15 protein-coding genes and 22 tRNA genes are annotated in these 23,749 nt (G+C 26.8%); 6 read left to right on the plus strand and 31 right to left on the minus strand.

All coding sequences use genetic code 11. The annotated features are described in order from the left end of the window. Positions 1-593: 593 nt before the first annotated feature. A complete protein-coding gene (locus KQI36_RS05630; protein WP_010294220.1) occupies positions 594-2,285 on the minus strand; it encodes a peptide ABC transporter substrate-binding protein in 1,692 nt (563 codons plus the stop codon). A 463-nt stretch (positions 2,286-2,748) separates the two neighbouring features. On the opposite strand from KQI36_RS05630, the gene ytaF reads away from it, so the two are divergent. After that, the gene (ytaF, locus tag KQI36_RS05635; RefSeq protein ID WP_216450024.1) at positions 2,749-3,372 is read left to right on the plus strand and encodes a sporulation membrane protein YtaF; all 624 of its coding nucleotides are present in this window, start codon (positions 2,749-2,751) and stop codon (positions 3,370-3,372) included. 197 nt (positions 3,373-3,569) lie between these two features. On the opposite strand, the gene KQI36_RS05640 is transcribed toward ytaF, so the two are convergent. Then, complete coding sequence (locus tag KQI36_RS05640) at positions 3,570-4,166, minus strand: NUDIX hydrolase (RefSeq protein ID WP_216450026.1); 597 nt, start codon at positions 4,164-4,166, stop codon at positions 3,570-3,572. Between the two features lie 526 nt (positions 4,167-4,692). Between KQI36_RS05640 and KQI36_RS05645 the strand changes: the two genes are divergently transcribed. The 4 genes from KQI36_RS05645 to KQI36_RS05660 all read left to right on the plus strand — a co-directional run bounded on the left by KQI36_RS05645 (position 4,693) and on the right by KQI36_RS05660 (position 8,808). Then, entirely contained in the window at positions 4,693-5,496 is an 804-nt protein-coding gene (locus tag KQI36_RS05645; RefSeq protein WP_216450028.1) for a hypothetical protein, read from the plus strand. A gap of 329 nt (positions 5,497-5,825) precedes the next feature. Further along, positions 5,826-6,008, plus strand: coding sequence for a hypothetical protein (locus KQI36_RS05650; RefSeq protein WP_216450030.1), 183 nt, complete (start codon positions 5,826-5,828; stop codon positions 6,006-6,008). A gap of 13 nt (positions 6,009-6,021) precedes the next feature. Further along, complete coding sequence (locus KQI36_RS05655; RefSeq protein ID WP_216450033.1) at positions 6,022-7,146, plus strand: radical SAM/SPASM domain-containing protein; 1,125 nt, start codon at positions 6,022-6,024, stop codon at positions 7,144-7,146. Between the two features lie 15 nt (positions 7,147-7,161). Continuing rightward, complete coding sequence (locus tag KQI36_RS05660) at positions 7,162-8,808, plus strand: ABC transporter transmembrane domain-containing protein (RefSeq protein ID WP_216450036.1); 1,647 nt, start codon at positions 7,162-7,164, stop codon at positions 8,806-8,808. A gap of 454 nt (positions 8,809-9,262) precedes the next feature. On the opposite strand, the gene KQI36_RS05665 is transcribed toward KQI36_RS05660, so the two are convergent. From KQI36_RS05665 to KQI36_RS05790, 26 genes are all read right to left on the minus strand, one after another. Further along, entirely contained in the window at positions 9,263-9,661 is a 399-nt protein-coding gene (locus KQI36_RS05665; protein ID WP_244991505.1) for a VOC family protein, read from the minus strand. A 600-nt stretch (positions 9,662-10,261) separates the two neighbouring features. Next, positions 10,262-10,338, minus strand: a tRNA-Arg gene (locus KQI36_RS05670). Between the two features lie 375 nt (positions 10,339-10,713). Next, positions 10,714-10,787: transfer RNA gene (locus tag KQI36_RS05675), tRNA-Gly, on the minus strand. A 12-nt stretch (positions 10,788-10,799) separates the two neighbouring features. Continuing rightward, positions 10,800-10,875 (minus strand) — tRNA-Pro (locus KQI36_RS05680). Between the two features lie 16 nt (positions 10,876-10,891). Continuing rightward, positions 10,892-10,967: transfer RNA gene (locus KQI36_RS05685), tRNA-Lys, on the minus strand. A 42-nt stretch (positions 10,968-11,009) separates the two neighbouring features. Further along, positions 11,010-11,085: transfer RNA gene (locus KQI36_RS05690), tRNA-Lys, on the minus strand. Between the two features lie 52 nt (positions 11,086-11,137). Next, a tRNA-Arg gene (locus KQI36_RS05695) sits at positions 11,138-11,214 on the minus strand. Between the two features lie 5 nt (positions 11,215-11,219). Next, positions 11,220-11,293, minus strand: a tRNA-Gly gene (locus tag KQI36_RS05700). A gap of 4 nt (positions 11,294-11,297) precedes the next feature. Continuing rightward, positions 11,298-11,372 (minus strand) — tRNA-Gly (locus KQI36_RS05705). Positions 11,373-11,381: 9 nt separating this feature from the next. Next, a tRNA-Leu gene (locus tag KQI36_RS05710) sits at positions 11,382-11,465 on the minus strand. 7 nt (positions 11,466-11,472) lie between these two features. Further along, positions 11,473-11,548: transfer RNA gene (locus tag KQI36_RS05715), tRNA-Lys, on the minus strand. Between the two features lie 3 nt (positions 11,549-11,551). Continuing rightward, a tRNA-Gln gene (locus KQI36_RS05720) sits at positions 11,552-11,626 on the minus strand. Positions 11,627-11,655: 29 nt separating this feature from the next. Further along, a tRNA-His gene (locus KQI36_RS05725) sits at positions 11,656-11,731 on the minus strand. Between the two features lie 7 nt (positions 11,732-11,738). Further along, positions 11,739-11,815, minus strand: a tRNA-Arg gene (locus KQI36_RS05730). Between the two features lie 5 nt (positions 11,816-11,820). Continuing rightward, a tRNA-Gly gene (locus tag KQI36_RS05735) sits at positions 11,821-11,894 on the minus strand. A 4-nt stretch (positions 11,895-11,898) separates the two neighbouring features. Beyond that, positions 11,899-11,973: transfer RNA gene (locus KQI36_RS05740), tRNA-Gly, on the minus strand. 9 nt (positions 11,974-11,982) lie between these two features. Further along, positions 11,983-12,066, minus strand: a tRNA-Leu gene (locus KQI36_RS05745). Between the two features lie 7 nt (positions 12,067-12,073). Further along, positions 12,074-12,149: transfer RNA gene (locus KQI36_RS05750), tRNA-Lys, on the minus strand. 3 nt (positions 12,150-12,152) lie between these two features. Then, positions 12,153-12,227 (minus strand) — tRNA-Gln (locus KQI36_RS05755). A 71-nt stretch (positions 12,228-12,298) separates the two neighbouring features. After that, a tRNA-His gene (locus tag KQI36_RS05760) sits at positions 12,299-12,374 on the minus strand. A 5-nt stretch (positions 12,375-12,379) separates the two neighbouring features. Next, positions 12,380-12,456 (minus strand) — tRNA-Arg (locus KQI36_RS05765). A 5-nt stretch (positions 12,457-12,461) separates the two neighbouring features. After that, positions 12,462-12,535: transfer RNA gene (locus tag KQI36_RS05770), tRNA-Gly, on the minus strand. 13 nt (positions 12,536-12,548) lie between these two features. After that, positions 12,549-12,624: transfer RNA gene (locus KQI36_RS05775), tRNA-Pro, on the minus strand. Positions 12,625-12,978: 354 nt separating this feature from the next. After that, positions 12,979-13,449, minus strand: a complete 471-nt coding sequence (locus KQI36_RS05780; RefSeq protein ID WP_010294234.1) for a metallophosphoesterase — start codon at positions 13,447-13,449, stop codon at positions 12,979-12,981. Between the two features lie 129 nt (positions 13,450-13,578). After that, on the minus strand, positions 13,579-14,178 hold the full coding sequence (rdgB, locus tag KQI36_RS05785) for an RdgB/HAM1 family non-canonical purine NTP pyrophosphatase (protein WP_010294236.1): 600 nt from the start codon (positions 14,176-14,178) through the stop codon (positions 13,579-13,581). 79 nt (positions 14,179-14,257) lie between these two features. Then, the gene (locus KQI36_RS05790; RefSeq protein ID WP_216450037.1) at positions 14,258-15,235 is read right to left on the minus strand and encodes an AIR synthase family protein; all 978 of its coding nucleotides are present in this window, start codon (positions 15,233-15,235) and stop codon (positions 14,258-14,260) included. 383 nt (positions 15,236-15,618) lie between these two features. Here KQI36_RS05790 and KQI36_RS05795 point away from each other — a divergent pair, with 383 nt between their 5' ends. Next, entirely contained in the window at positions 15,619-17,016 is a 1,398-nt protein-coding gene (locus KQI36_RS05795) for a hypothetical protein (protein WP_216450038.1), read from the plus strand. Positions 17,017-17,044: 28 nt separating this feature from the next. Here KQI36_RS05795 and KQI36_RS05800 read toward each other — a convergent pair whose 3' ends face one another. The 3 genes from KQI36_RS05800 to pcrA all read right to left on the minus strand — a co-directional run bounded on the left by KQI36_RS05800 (position 17,045) and on the right by pcrA (position 23,633). Then, positions 17,045-18,583 carry an ABC transporter substrate-binding protein gene (locus KQI36_RS05800; protein ID WP_216450039.1) on the minus strand — a complete coding sequence of 513 codons (1,539 nt, stop codon included), beginning with the start codon at positions 18,581-18,583 and terminating at the stop codon, positions 17,045-17,047. 354 nt (positions 18,584-18,937) lie between these two features. Beyond that, positions 18,938-20,908: an NAD-dependent DNA ligase LigA gene (gene ligA / locus KQI36_RS05805; RefSeq protein WP_425321722.1), complete on the minus strand. Its 1,971-nt coding sequence runs from the start codon at positions 20,906-20,908 to the stop codon at positions 18,938-18,940. 484 nt (positions 20,909-21,392) lie between these two features. Further along, on the minus strand, positions 21,393-23,633 hold the full coding sequence (gene pcrA / locus KQI36_RS05810) for a DNA helicase PcrA (protein WP_216450042.1): 2,241 nt from the start codon (positions 23,631-23,633) through the stop codon (positions 21,393-21,395). Between the last annotated feature and the right edge of the window lie 116 nt (positions 23,634-23,749).

A 23,749-nucleotide genomic window follows, 5' to 3' on the forward strand; every position in this document is an offset into this window, starting at 1 on the left:
AACAAATTATTTTAGTTAAAAGTTAAGAGTGAATAGTGAACAGTTGTGGTTATTGCTACTCACTTCGTTCCTAGTAATTCTCAACGTACTTTTTTATAAATTTGTAAAGCAAATTATATTGATAGATTTTTTAAAATCATTTTTAGAAAGTGGTTGTCACTTTCATCCTAAATTCATAATTCATAACTAAATATATTTGCACTTATTTTTCTCAACTGATAACAAAAATTTGATGAATAAATTTAAATTCGAGCTTGTTTTCCTATATATAAGGTTTTAAAATTATTTATTTATCAAGCTAAAAAGCTTAAATTAATATTTGATTATTAATTAATAATTCTTCATTTTCCCTATACCACTACACAATTTTAATTAAATCTTCTAATTTATAATAATAGTCTTATACAATTATTATTTTTTTATTACTTTTGTTATATTATATTTTATTCTTAAAATTAATTCTATCTCATTAAGTATTGGAGTATTATTTTAATAAGTGCATTTCAATTAAAATAAGGGCACTTTTCAGTGCCCCTTATAATAAATCTATTAAAACTTAAACTCTAGTCTTTTTTTTAACTTTAATACACTTTTTAACGTCCTGCAGTGTACACATATTTAAGGTCTGATGCTCCAACTCCAAATGTTGTATTAGATACGTTTTTAACATAATTACGAACATATGTATTCTTAAATCTATAAACCGTTGGACTTATTACACCATCTTCATGTATTAACAATTTTTCTGCTTCTTTAAATAACTCTGTTCTCTTACCTTGGTCAACTGTTTTACTGATCTCATCTATCATTTCATCATATTTTTCATTTGACCATCCAGTATTAGTTACCCCTGCTGTACTAGCCCACATATCAAAGAATGTCATAGGATCATTATAGTCTCCTGTCCATCCCATAGAAGCCATTTGATAATCTTGAGTTGATTCTCTAGTCTGAAATACTGCCCACTCAGTAAATTCAGATTCAATTTTTATGCCTAATACTTTTTCAAAATTTTGCTGTTCAAAATCAGCAAATTCCTTTGATTTAGCATCTGTACCTGATTGTAAAAACTTTATTGTATGTTTAGATGGGTCTGGATCCATACCTTCTTCTTTTAATCCTTCTATTAATAATGCTTTTGGATCAGGATTTTCCTTTGCCAATTCTTCAACAGGATTATAGTTAACTTTGCTTCTAAACTCTTCCCCTCCAATTTGAACAGCTGGTGGACACCAAGCTAATGCAGGCTCTGCTAGACCTTTATATAATGTTTCACTCATACCTTCTCTATCTGTTGCAAGTATAAATGCTTTCCTTATTTTTTCATTTTTAAAATATGAATCATCCTGATTAAAAAACATATATGCTGATGATGCATCATATCCCTTTATTACTTCATATTGTCCACTTCCATCAAGTTTACTAACCCACTCTGGTTTTGTAACTCCAGCCATGTCTAGTGAACCATTATAAAGTTCGTTCATTCTAGCTGTTTCTTCTTTTATAATTTTAAATGTTGCTTTTTCTAATTTAACATTTTCAGCATCCCAGTACTGTGGATTCTTTTCTAATTCAACCATATTATTATGAATCCATTGTTTTATAATAAACGGTCCAGAAAATACCATAGTGTTTGATTCACTACCATATTTTTCACCACTTTGTTCAACTACATCTTTTCTTTGAGGCTGCATTACTTTAAAATATGTTAAATCTAAGAAATACGGTGTTGGATTTTCTAAAGTAAATTCTATAGTCTTATCATCTATAACCTTAACTCCAACATCTTCAACTTTTGCTTTTCCTGCATTATATGCAGAAGCATTTTTTATTGGGAATAATAAGAAAGCATATGGTGATCCAATTTCTAAGTTTAATGTTCTAGTTATTCCATAATAATAATCATTTGCTGTTATTGGTTGTCCGTCAGACCATTTCATATCCCTTAACTTAAATGTCCATTTTAATCCATCTTCTGATTGTTCCCAACTTTCAGCTCCAGCAGGTTTAACAACTTCTTTTCCATTTTCATCATTTTCAAGTCTAGTTAACCCCTCACCTACATTAGTTAAAATTACAGATGAATAAAGGTCACTTGATTTAGATTGATCCAACGTTTTAGGTTCAGCAAGAAGTACAGTATTTAAATACTGCTGTTCATCCATTTTAACTTCTTGTGAATTAGCATTATCTCCATCCTTTTCAGTGTTGCTTCCACATCCAACTAATATTGATGATGTTAATGAAAGTGTTAATATAGTTGCAATTAACTTTTTGTTTTTCATAGATAACGTCCCCCTTTTTGTCATAAGTTCACTTATATAAATATTTCTTATTTAATAGATTATATTTTTAATTAAATCTAATCAAGTTTTATTTTTATGAATTTTGAAACAATTTTATAATAAAATTTTATTTTTTTAATTTTTAATGTAATTTAATGTATTTTTATTATTATTTTTTGCATTTTTTGCAATATATTTTAATTTAAATGTCATTTTTATACTTTTTTTCCTTAACAAATTCTTAAAATTTATTGTGTTTTTTATAGTATTTTTATCTATTGAAATACAAAATATTGTACTAAAGTTATATTAATAAAATAAAAAAATAACTTTACATGGAAATTTTAATAAATATATTTTAAGTTAAATAGATTTCATAAATTTAACTTAAAATTCATAAGGTGGAACATTGTCATATTTTCATGAATATACTACGAATATAGCTTTTAATTGGAGGAATATAATGCATATACTATCTTCACTACTATTTTCTATTTCAGCAAATATAGATAATTTTGCTGTAGGAATAGCTTATGGAATTAAAAAAATTAAAATTAATATATTAAGTAATTTTTTAATAGCTATAATATCAGCTTTAGGCACTTTTCTTTCTATGTGCTTAGGTAAAGCTATACTTCATTTCATTTCAGCTAAGACAGCAAATATACTTGGAAGTGCTATATTAATATTATTAGGATTATGGTTTATATTAGAATTTTTTATAAAATCCTACTTTCAAAAGAAAAAGAAAAAAAATAAATTAGATAATATGATAGGTGATTACAAAAATATTTTAGACAATCCTGAATTAGTCGATAGCGATAATTCTTCATGTATAGATGTTAAAGAATCAATATTACTTGCATTTGCCCTTACCATAAACAACTTAGGAGTTGGAATTGGTGCAAGTATAACCGGTCTTAATATATTTCTAACTACTATTTTTACATTTATATTTAGCTTATTATTTATTATTTTAGGATATTTAATTGGTACTAGTTACCTCTCTAAATTATTTGGAAAGTATGCTTCACTTATATCTGGAGCAATAATTATATTTTTAGGTTGCTATGAATTATTTATTTGAAAATATATATTTTTTTCTTGAAAGAAAACAAAAAAACTAATGTAGAAGCACAGGACAATCTTTTATTCGATATATTAATTTTAGTAATGTAACTCACTATATATTAATAAAAATAGGACTTTAAAAAAGTAAACTTTTAAAGTCCTATTTTTATACATTCATTAAAATTTTCAGTTCTTTATCATAAATTTTTTAAGTTACTTATTCTTTCCTATATTAAATTCATTATTTCTATTAATATCTTTAGCCCTATTAATTAATTTATTGTATAAATATATGTCCCTATCGCTAAAATACTTTGCATTAAGTTTATCTATTTCAAACCATGCTACAGCACTATTTTCATCATCTTTTACTTTTAATCTTTCCTCTTCACTTGCAATAAGAATATATGCTATAGATAGATGTACATGTGTATTAACATATTTCCCATTCTTTATATGTCCATCTACTGGTAAAACATCCAATGATACAATTTCACTTCCAAGAGGCTTTACATTATTAATTCCAGTTTCTTCTTTTGCCTCCTTTATAGCAACATGTAGAAAATCTTTATCGCCATCTACATGCCCTCCTGTCCAAGACCATGTTTTTCTTATATTATGGTGTATCATCAACATCTTGTCTAGATTCTCATTTAATATAAAACCTGAACTTGTAATATGTGCAAACTCATTTTCTCTAACTAAAATATTATGTGGGAATTTTTCTATGTACTGAAGAATTATCTTCTTATCTTGAATTTCTTGTTCATTATTAGGTGTAAATTTTTCAATTTGTTCTTTAAAATTCATTTTCTATCCCCCTATCCTCTTATATTATTATAATGATAATTATAACATCTTTTACAAGTAGCTTTTACTTTTCTGAAATTCATAAATAAAGACATGTTATTTTAAATTTATGCTTAAAGCTATTTGTTTTTAAACTTTAATATATAAAATAGTGAGACCTGCTCGGAAATTATTAAAATTCAACACTACATTTTACATAAAAATGTTTTAAAATTATTGAATAAATTTTTGTTATCAGTTGAGAAAAATAAGTACAAATATAGTTAGTTAAGAACCTAGAAGTTCAAATCTTCTCACATTAAACTCATACAAAGTTTAAAGGTAATAGAAGCATAATTAAGTATTTCAATTTAAAAAAGATAATTAAGAGTTCAGGAGGAAAGTAATACCACTTTCTTTTAATCTACTATAATAGTGCAAAAATGCTTGAATAATTTTACAACTGAATAAAATAAAAAACATTTATGATAAATCCTTATTATAATTGAGTTCCAACATAACAATAACAGCAAGGAATTATACATAAATGTTTCAGAACATAATTATATCAAATGAATTATCAATATACAAATTTTTCAAGCAACTAAATTTTGATTTTTACTTAACGAAACCTCAATTAGCGCATTTAGAAAATATAATGAATGTTATGATATCAAAGGGTTTTAACGGTAAAATCTCCGACATAGAGGAGCTTGCTCCTTCAAGGCATAGAACTAGTATTAGTAGATTTCTTTCAAATAGTTCTTGGAATGAAAAATTTTTAGAAAGAGCTTTAAAAACTAACAGAGTTATTTTCCCACAAGGTCATGAAAGACTAGGAATAAAACTTCATAAGTTTGCTACATCATTGGATATTAAAGATTTTGACCTTGTCACCGTCAAAAATAAGCAATACTATATTTACACTTATATTGGCAAATTAAAAGATAGAAAAAATATTGCTATTGTTTTAAGTTATCCTAAAGATGCTTTTCAAAAAGATGGAGCTTTGAAAACTTTTATTTCCTTAGACAAATCATTAACACAGTTAAATATTTTAACTCAATATATCGACCGTTGGGCGATTGAACCATTTTTTAGAGATTGCAAAACTTACCTAGGACTAGATGGATATCAAGTAAGAAGTAAGAAAAGTATCAATAGATATTTAACAATAATGTTAGTAAATTATACTTATTGCAAAATATACTCTAATGATTATCATCACTTTAATACTGGATATAAAGCTGCCAAGAAAGATTTAGAAAAATCTAAAGTAATATATATTTACGAAGCTGCCGCAAACGGTATGCCTATAGAAAAAATTTTTAAGTCATTAAAAATAGCTTGAGAATTTGTTTTTTTATTCAACTGTAAAATTATTCAAGTAAAAACACACTATTATAGTTTTAAATATTTTTGTATTAAAAATAACCAAAATTTAAAATAATTGTAATAACTTTAAAAATATAGTATTGTGTTAAATAGATACATTAAAATATAATTATGAAAAAGGGGAAGCAATAATGATAATAGTAAAAAAACCAATTAATACAATTGATGAACCAGATAAATGTCCAGCAAGAGCATAATAAATATTAAAGTTTAATTATTAATAAGAGATAGAATATTCTGTCTCTTATTATTTTATAAAATATATAAAGAAAAGAGGAGTTTACAATGAGATGGTCTCAATTTCTTTTAGAATCTAATGTAGGAAATGAAAAAATGTTATTGAATACGCTAAATAAGAGTGTAGTTCAGATAAAAAATACAGAATATTTATTAATAAATAATTTTCTAAAAAATATAAGTAATAATGATATAAATGAAAATCAAAAAAGACATCCAAAGTATTATTAATGAATTTGTTAGAATGGAATTTATAGTTTGTGATGAATCTTATGAAATATTAAAAGTACGCGAAATTATAGATTATAAATATAAAAATAGTACTAAATTTAATATGACTGTTTTAGCTACTACAGATTGCAATTTTAAGTGTACATATTGTTACGAAAATGGAATATCTAAAAAGCAATATCTTAATAAAGATGACATAATTGATATTGTTAGAACTTTAAATCAATACTTTGATTTAAATAAGTTTGAAATATTAGATTTATGCATTTTTGGTGGTGAACCAACTTTAAATTGGGATTTTATAGAATATTTGTTAAAAAGAATAAAATTTGAGTGTGATAAAAATAATGTTATATTAAAAAGTGAAATAATAACAAATGGATATTTATTCTCACGTGAAAAAATTGATTTTTTGATATGTTATAATTTATCAAATGTACAAATAACTTTAGATGGAAAGGGTAACGTGCATGATACAAGAAGAATTTTAAAAAGTGGACAAGGCTCATTTAAAACAATAATAAATAATATTGATTATTTATTAACTAAAAATGTAGAAACCATTACACTAAGACTAAATTATGATAAAAAAAATATTAATGATATGCCAAATTTAATAGAATATTTAAACGATAAATTTAGTATGTATAAAGATAAAATACATCTAAATTTTGGATTAATAGAACAGGCCTCTATTGATAAAACTGATGAAGGGTTTATTGAAAATCATTTAGAATTTACAAAATACTATTTAGAATTTTATAAATTAGCTTTACACTTTGGATTTAATATACCTACTTTTTTTGAGTCAGGTTCTATATGTATATCAAAAAGAAAAAACTCTATAATATTTTCAGCAAATAAAAAATTATATAAATGTTTAAGTATGGTTGGTAAAAAAGATGGGATAGTTGGAGATATAAATTCTAAAGTTAATTGTATAAAAGACTATTTAAATATTGAATTGTATTATGAATGTTTTCAAAAAAAATGCGAATTTATTCCTATTTGCCATACAGGATGTAGATTTAATTCGTATATAAATAAAAAAGACATAAATAAATCAAATTGTAATTATGATTTATTAAAAGCAGTAAATAAAGAAATTTTAAAAACTTTATATTTAGAAGAAATATAAAAAGAAAGGAATATTATGAAGGAAACATATAGTTTTTTTAAGAAGTATTATCAAAAACGATATATATTAATTTTTATTTATTTTTTAACAAGTATTGGTAAGAAAATATGTATGTTAGCTATACCCTATATGACAAAACTCTTAATTGATACAATACAATATAATGATTTATTAAATCTAAAAAAATATACGATTATACTAGTAATGCTTATGATAGTATTTCAAGTATTTTTATCTATAAACTATTATATTAAAGAATTTATAGAGATTTCGGTGTTAAGTGAGCTAAAAAGAAATTTAATAAAAAAATCTATGATGTTGCCGTTTAGCAAGATTAAATTAGTAAGTAATGGTGAGTTTATTCAGAGAATTTTTAATGATACTCAAACTGTTAGGCCCTTAATAATACAAATATACACAGAAACTATTATTAATATAATATATAGTATTTCTATATGTTTTATTATGCTCAAATTAAATATCTTTATTACAGTAATATTAATATTATTAATACCGATATTTCTATTGATATGTAAAATATATATGCCTCATATAGAGATAGCAAATAAAGCTATAATTAGTGAAGATGAAAATTTAAAAACATTATCTGAGGAGACCTTAAATGGTAATTTTGATATTAGAGTAAGTAATGCATATAAGTATATAAATAATAAGTTTTTTAACAGTATAAAAAAATATAATAAAGCTTCGCTTAAAAATGCTAAATATAATATGAAATATAACTACATTTTTACCACTGGAATAATGAACTTTTCAACTTTATTAATTTACTGTTTAGGAGGATACTTAGTAATACAAAAATACTTTACTATAGGAACTTTAATATCATTTACGTTATATTTTTCTAGACTTTGGGATCCAGTTGAATATTTTATGGACTTACCTAAAAATTTAAAAATATCTAAGATATCATTAAGTAGGCTTAACTCATTTATAAATATTGAAAATGAGAATCATGGAACAATAGATATATTGCCAGAATTTAGCTCGCTTAAATTAGAAAATATTAAATTTAGTTATGATAATAAAATCATGCTAAATGGATTAGATTTAACCATAAATAGCGGTGATAAAATTGGAATTAAAGGTGGAAATGGATCCGGGAAATCTACTTTAGCAAATATAATTTCTATGATTACACCTAATTATGATGGTAATGGGTATTATAATAATATAAATTTCAAAGATATAAATTATAATAAGTTACGAGAAAAAGTAATCTTAATTCCTTCTAATAGCTATATTTTTAATGATACTATAATAAAAAATATAACTTTAAATAATACATCTAAAGAAGATTTTAAAAAATTTATGAATAAAAACAAATTATTCAATTTATTTAAAAATAATAATATAGACCTAGATATGAAAATAAGTAATAATGACAATAAAATTTCTGCTGGCGAGAAAAAAATAGTTCAAATATTAAGAGGCTTGTTCCTAAATGGTGAGATTTATATATTAGATGAACCACTTAATTATATAGATAATAAACATAAAAGTTTATTAATAGATTTTATTGAAACATATTTAAAAGATAAAACTATAATAATAATATCTCATGATGAATCTATATTTAGGTGTTGTAATAAATTGTATTATTTAGATAATAAAAAATTGGTTAATGAAATTAATAGATAAATATCAAAAATTTTCTAAGTATTATATCATTATTAAATTCTATGATGGTAAGATCATGACAAAATGAAATTTACAATACTTTTAAATCGAGTAGGAGGAAAATAATTATGTTGTTTTCCGTCCTTTCAGTCAACTAAGTAAGAGGAATTTTGTCTCAAACTTCTCACAGATCCATACATGAAAATCTCCTTTCATATGCCTTTTATAATTCAATAATATCTATTCATCTAAAATTCCAATGTACAAAAAGCTTTGGCTCTCTAATTCTTACTTCTGAGAGCCATTTTTCTGCTAGCTATCTATTACATATAGTTCATTTTATTATCTTATGCGCTGTACACTCAATGGTATGCTTAATACTTGATGTATTTATTTACTAAAATAATTTTAAATTATATTAGAGAAAACAAGACTCAAATACAAATACATATAGACACAGGAATAGCAAGAGAAATTATATTTTTTTATCTCTTATCTCAACTTCTGTTCCTTCTGGTGCTTTTACTTTAAATAAATAGCCATCTTCAACTTTGTATAGTTCTTTCCCATTTTTAATTTTAAATTTATTATAATTTAATTCTTTTATTCTATTATATTCTTCTTCAACATCATTAACTAAAAAACCCATATGGACTATTCCTTTATTTAATGAACTCCAATCTTTTAATGTATCCCCAGTCTTTTCCGTTTGTAGTTCAATCATAAAGTCTTTTAATTGTAACCAGGAATTAAACTTTCTACTATGAAAATTTTTTGTTTCTTTAATTAATCTAAACCCTAAAATTTCAGTATAAAATTTAAGCGACTCCTCGTACCTATCTGTTTGAATACAAATATGATGTATAATTGACATGTTAATACCACCTTTGTTTATTTAAACTTTCTTTTAATCTCTTATTTTTCTAATAATTATCCACCTATACCCTATCAAGTTGTTTTTTAGAATATATTTAATATATTCTAAAAAACAACTTGATAATTACTTAGACTATATATTAGAATGATATTAATTTTTAAAAACAAAATAATTTAATTTTCGAATCAAACTTATGTCGTGTTTTTACGTAAGTTTATTTTTTGCACATTTTCAATTATACTTAAAATTTTGACAATTGTAAACATTTTTAACTAGCTGAAATTGTATAAAGTGTGTTATCTTAATAATTTGCTTCACTGTTATCTGCTTCTACAGTAATAATTGTATTAGTTAAATTTTATATGTGCCATATATTCTATAAAATGTTCCACCTTAAGTACGTTGTACTCTTGAAAATAATTATCAATATATTTTTTATAAAGTTTATAATGCTCAAAGTACGGTAACTCAAGCCTTGTAGTAATTTTTGTCTTTAAAAAATACAGCCAATTTCTAAGTAATTTTTTACTTAAACAATCAACTGTATTCTCCATAGAGCTTTTCACATCTCTGTAAATGCCCTATTTTCAATATTTATGGTACACCTAACAGGATTTGAACCTGCGACAATTGGATTCGAAGTCCACCGCTCTATCCAGCTGAGCTATAGGTGCTTATTTATTATATATATATTTCTTGCTTAATAATTATGTATAATTTAATACCTTTATATGCATTATCATTGTAATATTAGTTCTTAAACTTCTACTCATAAAACTACAATGTAAAATACTAATAACTCATATAAATATTTATGTAAACTAATAATCTTTACATTATTTATTATTTACTATTTTTATAATCGTAAACATATTAAAATACTTTAGTTCGTAGTATTAATTTCAAGCTTATGTGTTATTCGTAACCTTTATATAATTATACAATGTAAATATTATTGAAATAAGTAACGTATATGTTTATAAATAAGAAAAACAAAAAGATTACTAAACTAAAGTAAAACTTTAACTTAGTAATCTTTTTAAACAATTTGGAGCGGGTGAAGGGAATCGAACCCTCGTAACTAGCTTGGAAGGCTAGCACTCTACCATTGAGTTACACCCGCATATTTTTAAAGTGGTCGGGGTGACAGGGATTGAACCTGCGACCTCATGGTCCCAAACCACGCGCGCTCCCATCTGCGCCACACCCCGATATTTTGGTTTTAAATGGTGCGCCATCAGGGTCTCGAACCCTGGGCTCCTTGATTAAGAGTCAAGTGCTCTACCAACTGAGCTAATGGCACACACTGTGTTGATTCACTTCAATCTCTTATCTTTCGTTTAAATGGTGCGCCATCAGGGTTTCGAACCCTGGGCCCCTTGATTAAGAGTCAAGTGCTCTTCCAGCTGAGCTAATGGCACTTATTACAAAGTCCATCATCTGTTCCTTTAAAATCCTTTATCCTTTTGTATATGGTGCGTTTTAAGGGATTCGAACCCCTGGCCCACGCCTTAGAAGGGCGTTGCTCTATCCAGCTGAGCTAAAAACGCATATTTGGAGCGGGTGAAGGGAATCGAACCCTCGTAACTAGCTTGGAAGGCTAGCACTCTACCATTGAGTTACACCCGCATATTGGAGCGGAAGACGAGATTCGAACTCGCGACGTTCACCTTGGCAAGGTGACGCTCTACCACTGAGCCACTCCCGCTTATTTAATTGGTGCAGATGAAGGGAGTCGAACCCCCACGCCAAAGGCGCTAGATCCTAAGTCTAGTGCGTCTGCCAATTCCGCCACATCTGCATAATTTTGGTGGCTCACCGGGGAATCGAACCCCGGACACCATGATTAAAAGTCATGTGCTCTACCGACTGAGCTAGTGAACCATATGGCTGGGATAGCAGGATTTGAACCTACGAATGCCAGAGTCAAAGTCTGGTGCCTTACCGCTTGGCGATATCCCAACATTCTTTAAGTAACTATTAATTTTATATGGGGTGGCCGATGGGACTCGAACCCACGACACCCAGAGCCACAACCTGGTGCTCTACCAACTGAACTACGGCCACCATATAATGGTGCGTTTTAAGGGATTCGAACCCCTGGCCCACGCCTTAGAAGGGCGTTGCTCTATCCAACTGAGCTAAAAACGCATATTTGGAGCGGGTGAAGGGAATCGAACCCTCGTAACTAGCTTGGAAGGCTAGCACTCTACCATTGAGTTACACCCGCATATTGGAGCGGAAGACGAGATTCGAACTCGCGACGTTCACCTTGGCAAGGTGACGCTCTACCACTGAGCCACTCCCGCTTATTTAATTGGTGCAGATGAAGGGAGTCGAACCCCCACGCCAAAGGCGCTAGATCCTAAGTCTAGTGCGTCTGCCAATTCCGCCACATCTGCATAATTTTGGTGGCTCACCGGGGAATCGAACCCCGGACACCATGATTAAAAGTCATGTGCTCTACCGACTGAGCTAGTGAACCATATGGCTGGGATAGCAGGATTTGAACCTACGAATGCCAGAGTCAAAGTCTGGTGCCTTACCGCTTGGCGATATCCCAACATTGTTTTGACAGTTATTTATTATAATATGTTAATTATAACCTGTCAACACTTTTTTAAAACTTTTTAATGGGGTGGCCGATGGGACTCGAACCCACGACACCCAGAGCCACAACCTGGTGCTCTACCAACTGAACTACGGCCACCATAATGGTGCGTTTTAAGGGATTCGAACCCCTGGCCCACGCCTTAGAAGGGCGTTGCTCTATCCAGCTGAGCTAAAAACGCATACTTGGAGCGGGTGAAGGGAATCGAACCCTCGTAACTAGCTTGGAAGGCTAGCACTCTACCATTGAGTTACACCCGCAAGTTTTAAAAAGTGGTCGGGGTGACAGGGATTGAACCTGCGACCTCATGGTCCCAAACCACGCGCGCTCCCATCTGCGCCACACCCCGATAAGCTTACTTGCTTATCGCTAAGAACTTGTTTTATCTCCTAACGACAATAGTTATTCTACATTATCTTGCAAAATAAGTCAACACTTTTTGTTGAAAAAGTTTATTTTTTTTGCAGAAATATTACCAACTATTGAAATCACTACCTTACAAGCCATAAAAAATCATATGTTTTATGACTTTTTTACAGTATTGTAATATGTATTTTTTACTTTTTATCCATACTATTATTTCTTTCAAATAACAATATTTTTATTCTCTATTAATTATTTATCACCTTAAAAAATATTTTAAATATTACACTTAATATTTTTTAAATATTAATATAATTCCCCTTTTATCATATATTTATACTTAAATACTTATAATTTCACACTCTATACTATTTTCATTAATATCCATTATAGCTATAGATGGATTTCTATCCCTAGGTTCACCTACACTACCTGGGTTTATAAATAATATCCCACCATCTTTTTCTATAGATGATATATGACTGTGTCCATATAAAACAATATCAGCACCGATTTCCATTGCCCTATACTTTAAATTAAAAGTATTTAATTTAACTCTATAACAATCACCATGAGTTAAAAATATTGTATGGCCTTTTATTGTATATATAGCTTCTTTTGATAATTTCTTCATTGTATCACAGTTACCACAAACCCCTATTATTTTTCCTTTATAAATTCCTTTTATATAATCAATATCCTCATAATTATCACCTAAATGGAAAACAAGATCACACTTTTTAATTTTTTCTGTTGCTTTATCCATATTTTCTTTATTTCTATGAGTATCACTAATAATCCCAACTAACATTTTCTATACTACCCTTTCTCTAATAAAAACTTATTGCAAAAATATATCTCACCAATAAAAATTTATTAGTGAGATATATTTATTTTAAATACCAAATTTTAACTTATATTTCTTCAAAGCACTATTTTTTTATATTTTGTTTAATTCTTTTTTTAATTGTTCTAAAGCTCTTCCTCTATGACTCATTGCATTTTTAACATCACTAGATACTTCTCCAAAGGTTTTTTCTAATTCTTCAACATAAAACAATGGATCGTATCCAAATGCACCTTCTATTTCTCTATACTCTTCAGTTATCTTACCATCAACTTTACCTTCTACTTTTACTACAGTATTGTCATTAACGATTAATACCATAGCACAAAGAAATGCAGCATCCCTTTTCTCAAAAGGAACACCTTGTAATTCTCTTATAAGTTTTTTATTATTTTCTATACTATTTCCATGTTCTCCACTATATCTAGCTGAGTATATTCCTGGAGCGCCATTTAAAGCATCTACTGCTAATCCAGAATCATCTGCTAAAACCATATTTTTTCCTTTACATAAATCATATATAGCTTTAGCTTTTATGTATGAATTTTCCATAAAAGTTTTCCCATTTTCTTCAATATCTATTTCTATCCCTGCTTCTTTTAGACCTATTATTTCATACGAAAAATCTTTCAACATTTCCTTTATTTCTTCTATTTTATGATTATTATTACTTGCCACTATTATTTTTTTCATGTCATTCTCCTTTTATATTGTTAACTTTTTATTTATATATTTATCATTAATATACACTTTTATCTTTTTTAACTATATTTTAATTAATATTAAAAAGTTCATCTCTTTTTGGAGGTCTAACTTCTATCTTAAAATTATTCTCTATTAGTACTCCTTTAGCCTCTGTTATTTTTCCTATTACCGCACCCTCTATATTTTCATATTTTAGTTTTCTAACAAGTTCTTCTCCGTTTTTTGTAATTATAACCATACTTCCAGAGGATATAAATCTTAAGGGATCTATTTTAAATTCATTACATAATTTCATTGTTATTTCACTTACAGGTATTTTTTCTTTATATATTTCGAATCCTAAATTGCTGCCTTCTGCCATTTCCCAAAGTGCACCTAATAGTCCACCTTCTGTAATGTCATGCATTGCATTAACCTTATAATTACCTGCTATTATTCCTTCTTTTACAACACTTATATCATTTACATATTCTCTTGCAAGCTTAATTTCTTCATCTGTAAGTACTTTTCTACAACGCTGTTCATAATCATTAACTAGTATACTAGTTCCCTCTATACACAATCTTTTTGTAACTACAATATCATCACCTATTTTAGCACCCCTTGTTGATATGGCAGATAAAGCTTTTCCTTTTCCTAAAGCGGTGCAAGAAACCACTATCTTATTTACAGCTTCTGTTACTTCTGTATGTCCACCTAAAATTTCTACATTTAATTTCTTAGTCTCTTCATCTATTTCCATCATAATTTTTTTTATATCTTCTAATGTAGCCGTAGGTGGTACCAATATTGTTACAAGTATGCCTACTGGTTCTACTCCACAAGATGCTATATCATTACAATTTATATTAACTGCTATTTTACCTATATTTTCATCTGCACCTGTTACCGGATCTGTTGAAACCACACATTCATAATCGCCATAATTTATAACGGCACAATCTTCTCCTATACCATTACTTATTCTAACGTCTTTTCTTTTAACACTTTTATTATTATCTATAATTTCTTTTAAATCATCCCAATTAAGCTTTCCAACCTTCATAAGTACATCTCCTTTTTTTCCACTAATCCCATTACACTTTTATAGAGTTCCAAGTTGACTTTTAAAATTATCCATTCCAAAACTTGGATACCTAAAATAGTGAGACATGCTCCGAATCACTTAAAATTCAACACTGTATCTTGTGTGAAAATATTTTAAAGTTATTGAATAAATTTAAATTGGAGCTTGTTTCCCTATAGTTATAATTGGTTCATAATCCTCTTTATAAAAACATATTATATATTAAAACCGATTTATTATTATGTATTAAAATTTAATTTACAATAAAATTATTAATTAAATAACATTTATTTCAGATTTAAGCACATTTTCCAATTTACAATCATATTATTAAATATAATCAATATTATGGTGGTGTTACGTTGAGATATATAGGTCCTTTTCTAAGAATTAATATACTAGATAATGAAAACATAAAAAGTCAACTTTTTCATTTATCAAAACACTCTATTTTTAACATAGTATTTAGTTCAGGCTGTGGAATTATTTCACCTAATTTAAGGTCTAAAAATAAAATCTTACCCACAACTGATGATATCATAAACGATGCAAATTCTCCACTACTTAGCCTTTATAGAAAGGCTAATGGAAAACTTTTAACTACAGATTCTCAGCTTAAATGGAATGAAAAAAAATTTAAAAAAGAAATAAATATTGCTTCTAATGCTCTTATGACTTTATCTATATTAGAACTTGCAGATTATTATAATGAATTTTTGGATATAGATGAAAATAAGTATGCTTTGAAAAATCAATATCTAGATTTAGCATCTGAACAATTAGAATTCTACGCTTTATATTGCAGAAATAATGAAGGAGTTTTTGTAGATAAAGTTGATACAACTGAAGCTATTGCTGGACAATATAATCTTTATGATAAAAATACTAAATTTAAATTTTCAACTCAAGCACTTTTTATGTCAGCATACTATAAATTTTCAACATATGATAAATTTAATTACAATAATCAATATAAAAATTTTTCTTTAGACATATTAAATATGTTTTTAGATTTTAAAGAAGAGGTATATAACATACCTCAAGATGAATTAATAAAAGTTTGTTTTGCTTTTATTACTTTTTATAAGTATTCACATATAGACGAAGCTAAATATTTACTTCTAGATTTTGCTGATTTGATGCTTGAAAATTTAAAATATATTCCACCAACTGCTTTAAAAGATAATTTAGATACAACTGCTCTTTTATATATAAATTGTATGTTTATTTATAAAGAAACTAAAATCAAAAAATTTAAACAGGCTAGTGAAAAAGCATATTCTGTCTTAGAAAGTTTATACGATTCTAATAAAGGCTTATTTCTAAAGGACATTGAAGAAAAGGAAAATAAAATTTATTGTGATGAAATTATTTTATATCTTTATGCAATGATGCTGCATAATGATATGAAAAAATCTGATGGAGATGAAAGTGACAATTCTAAGGTAAATAATGTTTATAGAAACCAAGTTATTGGATGGGACTTAGTATTAAGTTGGCCTGATTGTCCTAGTTTAGATGATATTGAGAGATATAAAAATTTTTCTTCTAACTCCGAAGATTTATTACAGGAAGAGTATTTTAGAATGTCTTCACTCCAATCAGCTGAAACAAACGGTTTGGCACCAATTTTTTCGAAATGTGTAACTTATAATATACGAAAAAATTCATTAAAATCTAATAAGTTAACTTTTGATGCCTATAAAAACATGTTGATTTTTTATGTTATATTATTTAGTAAAAGAGTAGAAAGATCCTGATGTTTAGGATCTTTCTACTCTTTTAAATTTATTTTTTTAAATTACAAAGGACTATATTACCGTGTTTATTAATATAAATATTTTCTATATTGTTTTTTTTGCATAACACAGTATTTAAATTGTATATTGGTATAATAGGTAATTCTTCTCTTAGAAGATTTTCACATTGATCATATATTTCAATTTTATCTTTATTGTGTTTTTCTCCTAATAATTGCTGTACCGATTTATCATATTTTTCATTTGCAAACCCATAAAACTTTTTATATTTTTCACTTGACAAATTCAAAAAATATTTATCTTTATCTCTATTGTTATCTACTACTAATATCATATGAAACTTATTATTTTGAGTTAGTTCTTCATCATTATTATAAGCTTTTAATTTTATATTAATATCTAAATCATCTTTAATGTCTTTTGATAAATCTTCTGCTATTCTTTTTTCTATAGGATTATTGTTATATAAAAAAGTAATAACTTCATCCTTATATTTACTATTTTTTAAATATCTTAATGCAAGATTATTATTTCCATAAGAAGAAAACTTACCACATTGATCAACTCCATAACAAGATGCAACATTTCCAAATTCCTTACATATTTGTTGGATAAAAAATTCTTTTGACATACTTTCATTTATTGCTTTTCTAAAATTTAAATCTGTAGTTATTAAATCCTTATTTAAATTAAAGTTTATATATACAGAAGAATCTCCATCAAATCCTTGTAAAAAGTTTTTTTCTTCAAGTCTTGATAATTCATTTATAGGTGGATCAATAATTATGTCTAATTTACTTTCCTCTTCCTCAAAATAAGCTAATGCTTTTTCTTTATCATTAATAAAAGAAATAATAATTTTTTCATTTGTAACTAAATTATTTTTATAATAATTTTTATTTTTTGATATTATAATTTCATTATCATCTGTTATATCTTGTATTATAAATGGTCCTGTAAATAATGTATCTTTTGTTATGGTATTTTCATTTTTTAATGCAGTATACTTTCTAAGAGACATAACCGGTTTTGATAACATATATATAAAATTTTCACAAGGATTATTCAATCTTATAGCTAGTGTCTTTTCATCTATTGCCTTTATAGCTACATTAGAGAAATCTTCTGTATCATTTATAAATTGTTTTACTCCAAATATACAATTTAAATCTTCTCTATATATATTTTTTTCATCACATAAGAATTCCTCAAAAAACTGAACAAAATCATTTGCAGTTATCTTTTCACCGTTACTATACCTTATGTTTTCTCTTAAATTAAAAGTATATTGTATTCCATCCTCACTTACATTATATTCTTTACATAAAGCTGGTACTATTTCACCCTTATCATTTAAAGATACAAGTCCTTCAAATAAAGATACAATTAAATCTTTTTCTCGTACATTTTTATTATCAGTCATAATAAGATTTTTAGGTCTTTGTTCCATATTGTATATTACATATTTATTTTTTTGATTAGACTTACTATTTTCATCATTACCCTCTATTGAAAAAGAAAATAACAAAATTAATATTGTTAATGTTAATAAAATTATCTTTTTCACATTTTTTCCTCCCTTATTATAACTATGTATCTTTTTTAACAGTTCCATATTATCTATTGCTAACATTCATATTAATAAGCTAATTTTCAAATCGTATATACAATAAATTCTTTCCATTTTTATAATTATTTAAACAACATAATATTTTTGTTATAAACAGTTCAACTAATTTATCTAACATATTTTTTAATGACAACTATACTTTTAATTTAGTCATAATTTCTAATTATTATTATAAACACTGTAAATAATAATTCTTCGTCAAATACAATATCTATATAATAATTTACTAATTTAATATAAAAAATGATTTCTGCAAAATACAGAAATCATTTAAATAATTATTTTAATTCTTTATATCATTGATTTAAATTCTTCTTCACTTAAAATTTTTATCCCTAACTCTTGTGCTTTAGTAAATTTTGATCCCGGTTCCTTTCCGACTAAAACATAATCTGTTTTTTTGCTTACAGAACTAGAAACTTTCGCTCCTAAAGATTCTAACTTATCCTTTATTTCACTTCTAGAATAATGTTCTAAAGATCCAGTTACTACTACAGTCTTTCCTTCAAAAACATTTTCAGTTATAGAAACTTCTTGATAATTAGGTTTTACTCCTAAATTTAATAATTCTTCTACATTCTTCTTTACTTCATTTGAATTAAAAAAGTCTATTATACTTTTTGCAACTATATCTCCTATCTCAGGTATAGCTACTAAAGATTCAAATGTTGCATTTACCAAATTATCTATATTTTTATATTCTTTTGCTAAATCTTTAGCAGTTTTCTTACCTACATTTGGAATACCAAGAGCATATATAAATGATGGTAAATCACAAACTTTGCTTTTTTCTATTGCATTTATAAGGTTTTGAGATTTTTTTTCACCAAACTTTTCTAAAGTTAAAAGTTGTTCTTTTTCTATTTTATATAAGTATGGTATAGATTTTATATTTAACTTTTCAAAAAGAGCTTCTGCAGTTTTTTCACTAAAGCCTTCAATATTCATAGCTTCTCTACTTGCATAGTGAACTATGCTTTTAACCATTTGAGGTTTACATGAAAGAGTGTTATCACAAAAATAATGAACTCCATCCTGTACTAATTTGCTACCACAACTCGGACAAACTGTTGGTACTTCTATAGGTCTTGAATTTTCTAAGGATTGTTCTACTACACCCATAATTTCTGGTATAACATCATTTGATCTACGAACAAAAACTTCACAACCAATTCTTACACCTTTTCTATTTATATCATCAATATTATTCAAAGTTGCTCTTTTCACAGTTACGCCACCAAGTTCTACTGGTTGTAAAATAGCAGTTGGTGTAACTCTTCCACTTCTACCAATATTCCATTCAACATCTAATAATACTGTTGATGTTTCCTCCGCTTCAAATTTATATGCAATAGCCCATTTAGGGAATTTAACTGTATACCCTAATAGCTCTCTTGTTTTCATATCATTTATAGCTATAACTGCACCATCTATATCATAATTTAATTCGCTTCTTATTTTTTCTACATACTTTATTTCGTCTTCAATTTCTTCTATACTTTTACATACTTTAAAATATGTATCAACTGGAAAACCTTTTTCTATAAGAAATTGTAGCATTTCTATATATGTTTCAAAATTTTCACCTTCATTATATCCTATATCATAAAAAAATGCTGATAAGTTTCTTCTAGCAGTTTCTTTCACATTTAAATTTCTTAATGCACCTGCCGCTCCATTTCTTAAATTCTTTAATGGTATTTCTGATGTAGCATTATATTTTTCAAATGCTTCCTTTGTCATTATAGCCTCTCCATGTACTTCCATGATTAAATTATAATCTATTTTTAATGGAACAGACTTTATAGTTTTAACCTGACTTGTTATATCCTCCCCAATTTCACCGGTTCCTCTTGATGCTGCAACTTTTAAAATTCCATCTTCATCATATGTAAGGTTTATTGAAAGACCATCAAATTTTTTTGTTACTACATAACTTAACTCTGGAAGTTTTTCATCATGATTTAAATTGTATTCTTTAATAGCTTTTAAATTTCTATTATGAAAATCTTTTATCTCTTGTACCGTTTGTGCTTTATCTAAGCTCCACAATCTAGCTTTATGAGTATATTTTTTAAATTCTGGAAGTATAATATCACCAACTCTTTGAGTTGGTGAATAAGGCATTATATAACCTAATTCCTTTTCTAATTTTACTAATTCATCATATAATTTATCATATTCTTTATCAGAAACAGATGGATTATCTAAAACATAATAGTTATAAGCATATTTATTTAACAATTCAACAAGTTCTAACATTCTTTCTTTTTTCTCCAAGTTAATCGCTCCTTTAAGCACACATATTTTCAAATTTACATTTACCTATATATAGGGTTACAAGTTAAGTTTTAAAGTTATTCATTTAGCAAATGAGAAAATTCAAATTAATATTTTATCAATAACTAACAGATTATTTTAGTTAAAAGTGAATAGTTAACAGTGTAATTCTTAACTAACTACGTTTGTACTTATTTTTCTCAAATGATAACAAAAATTTGATGAATAAATTTAAACGGGAGCTTATTTCCCTATAACCATGCACAATTAAAAGTTAACAATAAAATTTAAAACAGTAAGTTTTTTAACCAAAATTGCTCATCATTGCAATTAGGTATATAAAACAATAAATCCCATCTATAATATATTAGGTATATTATGTAATTAAATAAGTTTTATTTTACCCCTAAGTCAACGTGAGCAATTTTAAAATCTATATAAAATATTTTTTTCTAAATTATCTAGTCTATAAAAGCTCTATAGGTGCTTTAGATATCATAAGTTTTTTTATACCCTGATTATCAAAAGCTATTGTAGCTAATATATCTTCACCATTCACAGAAACTGCTATAACTGTACCTAGCCCAAAAACTTTATGTTTTATTTTTCTTCCTTGAGAAATTTCACTTATATTTACAATTTTTTCGTTTTCTTTTGAAAAATTATCTGTTGATGAACTCTTAAACATAGATTTTTGATTGTTTCTCAAAGAATGAGGATTATTATACATTCCATTTCTTGTTTGACTCTTAAATGTATTAACACCTCTTGCCTTAGCTCCTCCAACTATTTCTTTTAAATTTTGAGGAATCTCCGCTACAAAATCTGAAACTTCATAGCTTACTGTTCTACCAAAAACCATACGACTTTCAGCTGAACTTACATAAAGCTTTTCTTTTGCACGGGTTATTGCTACATAACATAATCTTCTAGACTCCTCCATCTCGTGGAAACTGTTTAATGATGACATTCCTGGAAATATACCATTTTCCATACCAACTAAAAATACTACAGGAAATTCTAAGCCCTTAGCACTGTGTACAGTCATCATAACAGTAGTTTCTTCTTTATCCTCTAAATTATCTATATCAGATACAAGTGTTACTTTTTCTAAAAATGCAGATAAAGATTTATCCTCATTAGTTTTTTCAAAATCAACAGCATCAGAAACTAATTCCTTTAAGTTCTCAATTCTTGTTTCATCCTCTGGAGCTTTTGATTTTTTCAGCATATCCATATAACCTGTTTCTTCTATAACTGATAATATTATCTTTGATATTGACATGTCATCTGTTCTTGCCATCAATGAATTCACGATACCAGTAAATCTATTTATAGAATTTATTGCTTTTGTTGTAAGTCCTGGTATCATGTCTACATCTAACAAAGTATTATACAAACAATCTTCTGCCATATTTGCAACTTCTTGAACCTTTGTTACTGTAGCATCACCTATGCTTCTTTTAGGTTCATTTATAATTCTTCTTAAGCTTACATCATCTAATGGATTATTTATAAGTTTTAAATATGCCATTATATCTTTAATTTCTTTTCTGTCATAGAATTTTAACCCACCAACAATTTTATATGGTATATCTTGCTTTCTAAAAGCTTCCTCCAAAATACGTGATTGAGAGTTCATTCTATATAAAACAGCAAAATCTTTATATGTTTTATTTTCTTCTCTCATTAATCTTTTGATTTCACTAGCTACAAAATTTCCTTCATCTATATCACTAAAGGCCCTATATAACTTTATTTTTTCCCCTGGCTCACTTTCAGTTCTTAGTACTTTATCTTTTCTTTGTGCATTATTTTTTATTACCATATTAGCAGCAGTTAATATATTTCCTTTAGAACGATAATTTTGTTCTAGTTTTACTATTTTAGTCTTAGGATAGTCTTTTTCAAAATCTAATATGTTTCTAATATCTGCACCTCTCCATTGGTATATACATTGATCATCATCACCAACTACACAGATATTTTCTTCTACTCCAACTAATAATTTTACTAATTCATATTGAGCTCTATTTGTATCTTGATACTCATCTACCATTATGTATCTAAATTTTCTTTGGTAAAATTCTCTTACTTCTTGATTTTCTTTTAAAAGTTTTACAGTTATAAATATTAAATCGTCAAAATCTAATGCATTGTTAGCTTTAAGTTTCTTTTGATATAAAAGATAAGCATCTGCTATCTTATTTTTTCTAAAATCATTTTGATTTTCACTTTTAAACTTATCTGCAGTTATTAAGTCATTTTTTGCATTAGAAATCTTACCTAATATTTCTCCATCAGTTATATCCTTATCATTTATATTTAGCTCCTTGATACACTGCTTAACTAATGTTTTAGAATCATAACTATCATAAATAGTAAAGTTCTTATTATATCCTAGTTTATCTATTTCTCTTCTTAAAATTCTTACGCAACTAGAGTGAAATGTTGATATCCACATACTTTCAGCTACATCTCCAACTAATTTAGCAATTCTTTCTTTCATTTCACCTGCAGCTTTATTTGTAAATGTTATAGCTAATATTTGTGAAGGATATATATTTAAATCTTCTATCATATGTGCAATTCTATAAGTTAAAACCCTTGTTTTTCCTGAACCAGCCCCTGCTAATATTAAAACTGGACCATCAACAGTAGATGCTGCCTCATATTGTTCTTTATTAAGTAAACTTTTCAAATCCATTTTATCACTCCTAATCTAACGTTCTTCTAAGTTTATTTATAAATTTATTAAACTTTTGTTATTGCATATACTATTGTTTAAATAATTTGCTAATTTAATACTTTTTAAACAAATAA

Origin of the sequence: Clostridium senegalense (assembly GCF_018916625.1) — a bacterium.
GTDB classification, from domain to species: domain Bacteria; phylum Bacillota; class Clostridia; order Clostridiales; family Clostridiaceae; genus Clostridium_J; species Clostridium_J senegalense.

Bases quoted from the DNA above. Each gene is read 5' to 3' on its own strand.
- KQI36_RS05790 (WP_216450037.1), bottom strand. From the start codon at position 15,235: ATGAAGGTTGGAAAGCTTAATTGGGATGATTTAAAAGAAATTATAGAT.
- KQI36_RS05655 (WP_216450033.1), top strand. From the start codon at position 6,022: ATGGAATTTATAGTTTGTGATGAATCTTATGAAATATTAAAAGTACGC.
- KQI36_RS05650 (WP_216450030.1), top strand. From the start codon at position 5,826: ATGAGATGGTCTCAATTTCTTTTAGAATCTAATGTAGGAAATGAAAAA.
- KQI36_RS05660 (WP_216450036.1), top strand. From the start codon at position 7,162: ATGAAGGAAACATATAGTTTTTTTAAGAAGTATTATCAAAAACGATAT.
- KQI36_RS05630 (WP_010294220.1), bottom strand. From the start codon at position 2,285: ATGAAAAACAAAAAGTTAATTGCAACTATATTAACACTTTCATTAACA.
- KQI36_RS05645 (WP_216450028.1), top strand. From the start codon at position 4,693: ATGTTTCAGAACATAATTATATCAAATGAATTATCAATATACAAATTT.
- ligA (WP_425321722.1), bottom strand. From the start codon at position 20,908: ATGTTAGAACTTGTTGAATTGTTAAATAAATATGCTTATAACTATTAT.
- rdgB (WP_010294236.1), bottom strand. From the start codon at position 14,178: ATGAAAAAAATAATAGTGGCAAGTAATAATAATCATAAAATAGAAGAA.
- KQI36_RS05640 (WP_216450026.1), bottom strand. From the start codon at position 4,166: ATGAATTTTAAAGAACAAATTGAAAAATTTACACCTAATAATGAACAA.
- KQI36_RS05665 (WP_244991505.1), bottom strand. From the start codon at position 9,661: ATGTCAATTATACATCATATTTGTATTCAAACAGATAGGTACGAGGAG.
- KQI36_RS05780 (WP_010294234.1), bottom strand. From the start codon at position 13,449: ATGTTAGTTGGGATTATTAGTGATACTCATAGAAATAAAGAAAATATG.
- ytaF (WP_216450024.1), top strand. From the start codon at position 2,749: ATGCATATACTATCTTCACTACTATTTTCTATTTCAGCAAATATAGAT.
- pcrA (WP_216450042.1), bottom strand. From the start codon at position 23,633: ATGGATTTGAAAAGTTTACTTAATAAAGAACAATATGAGGCAGCATCT.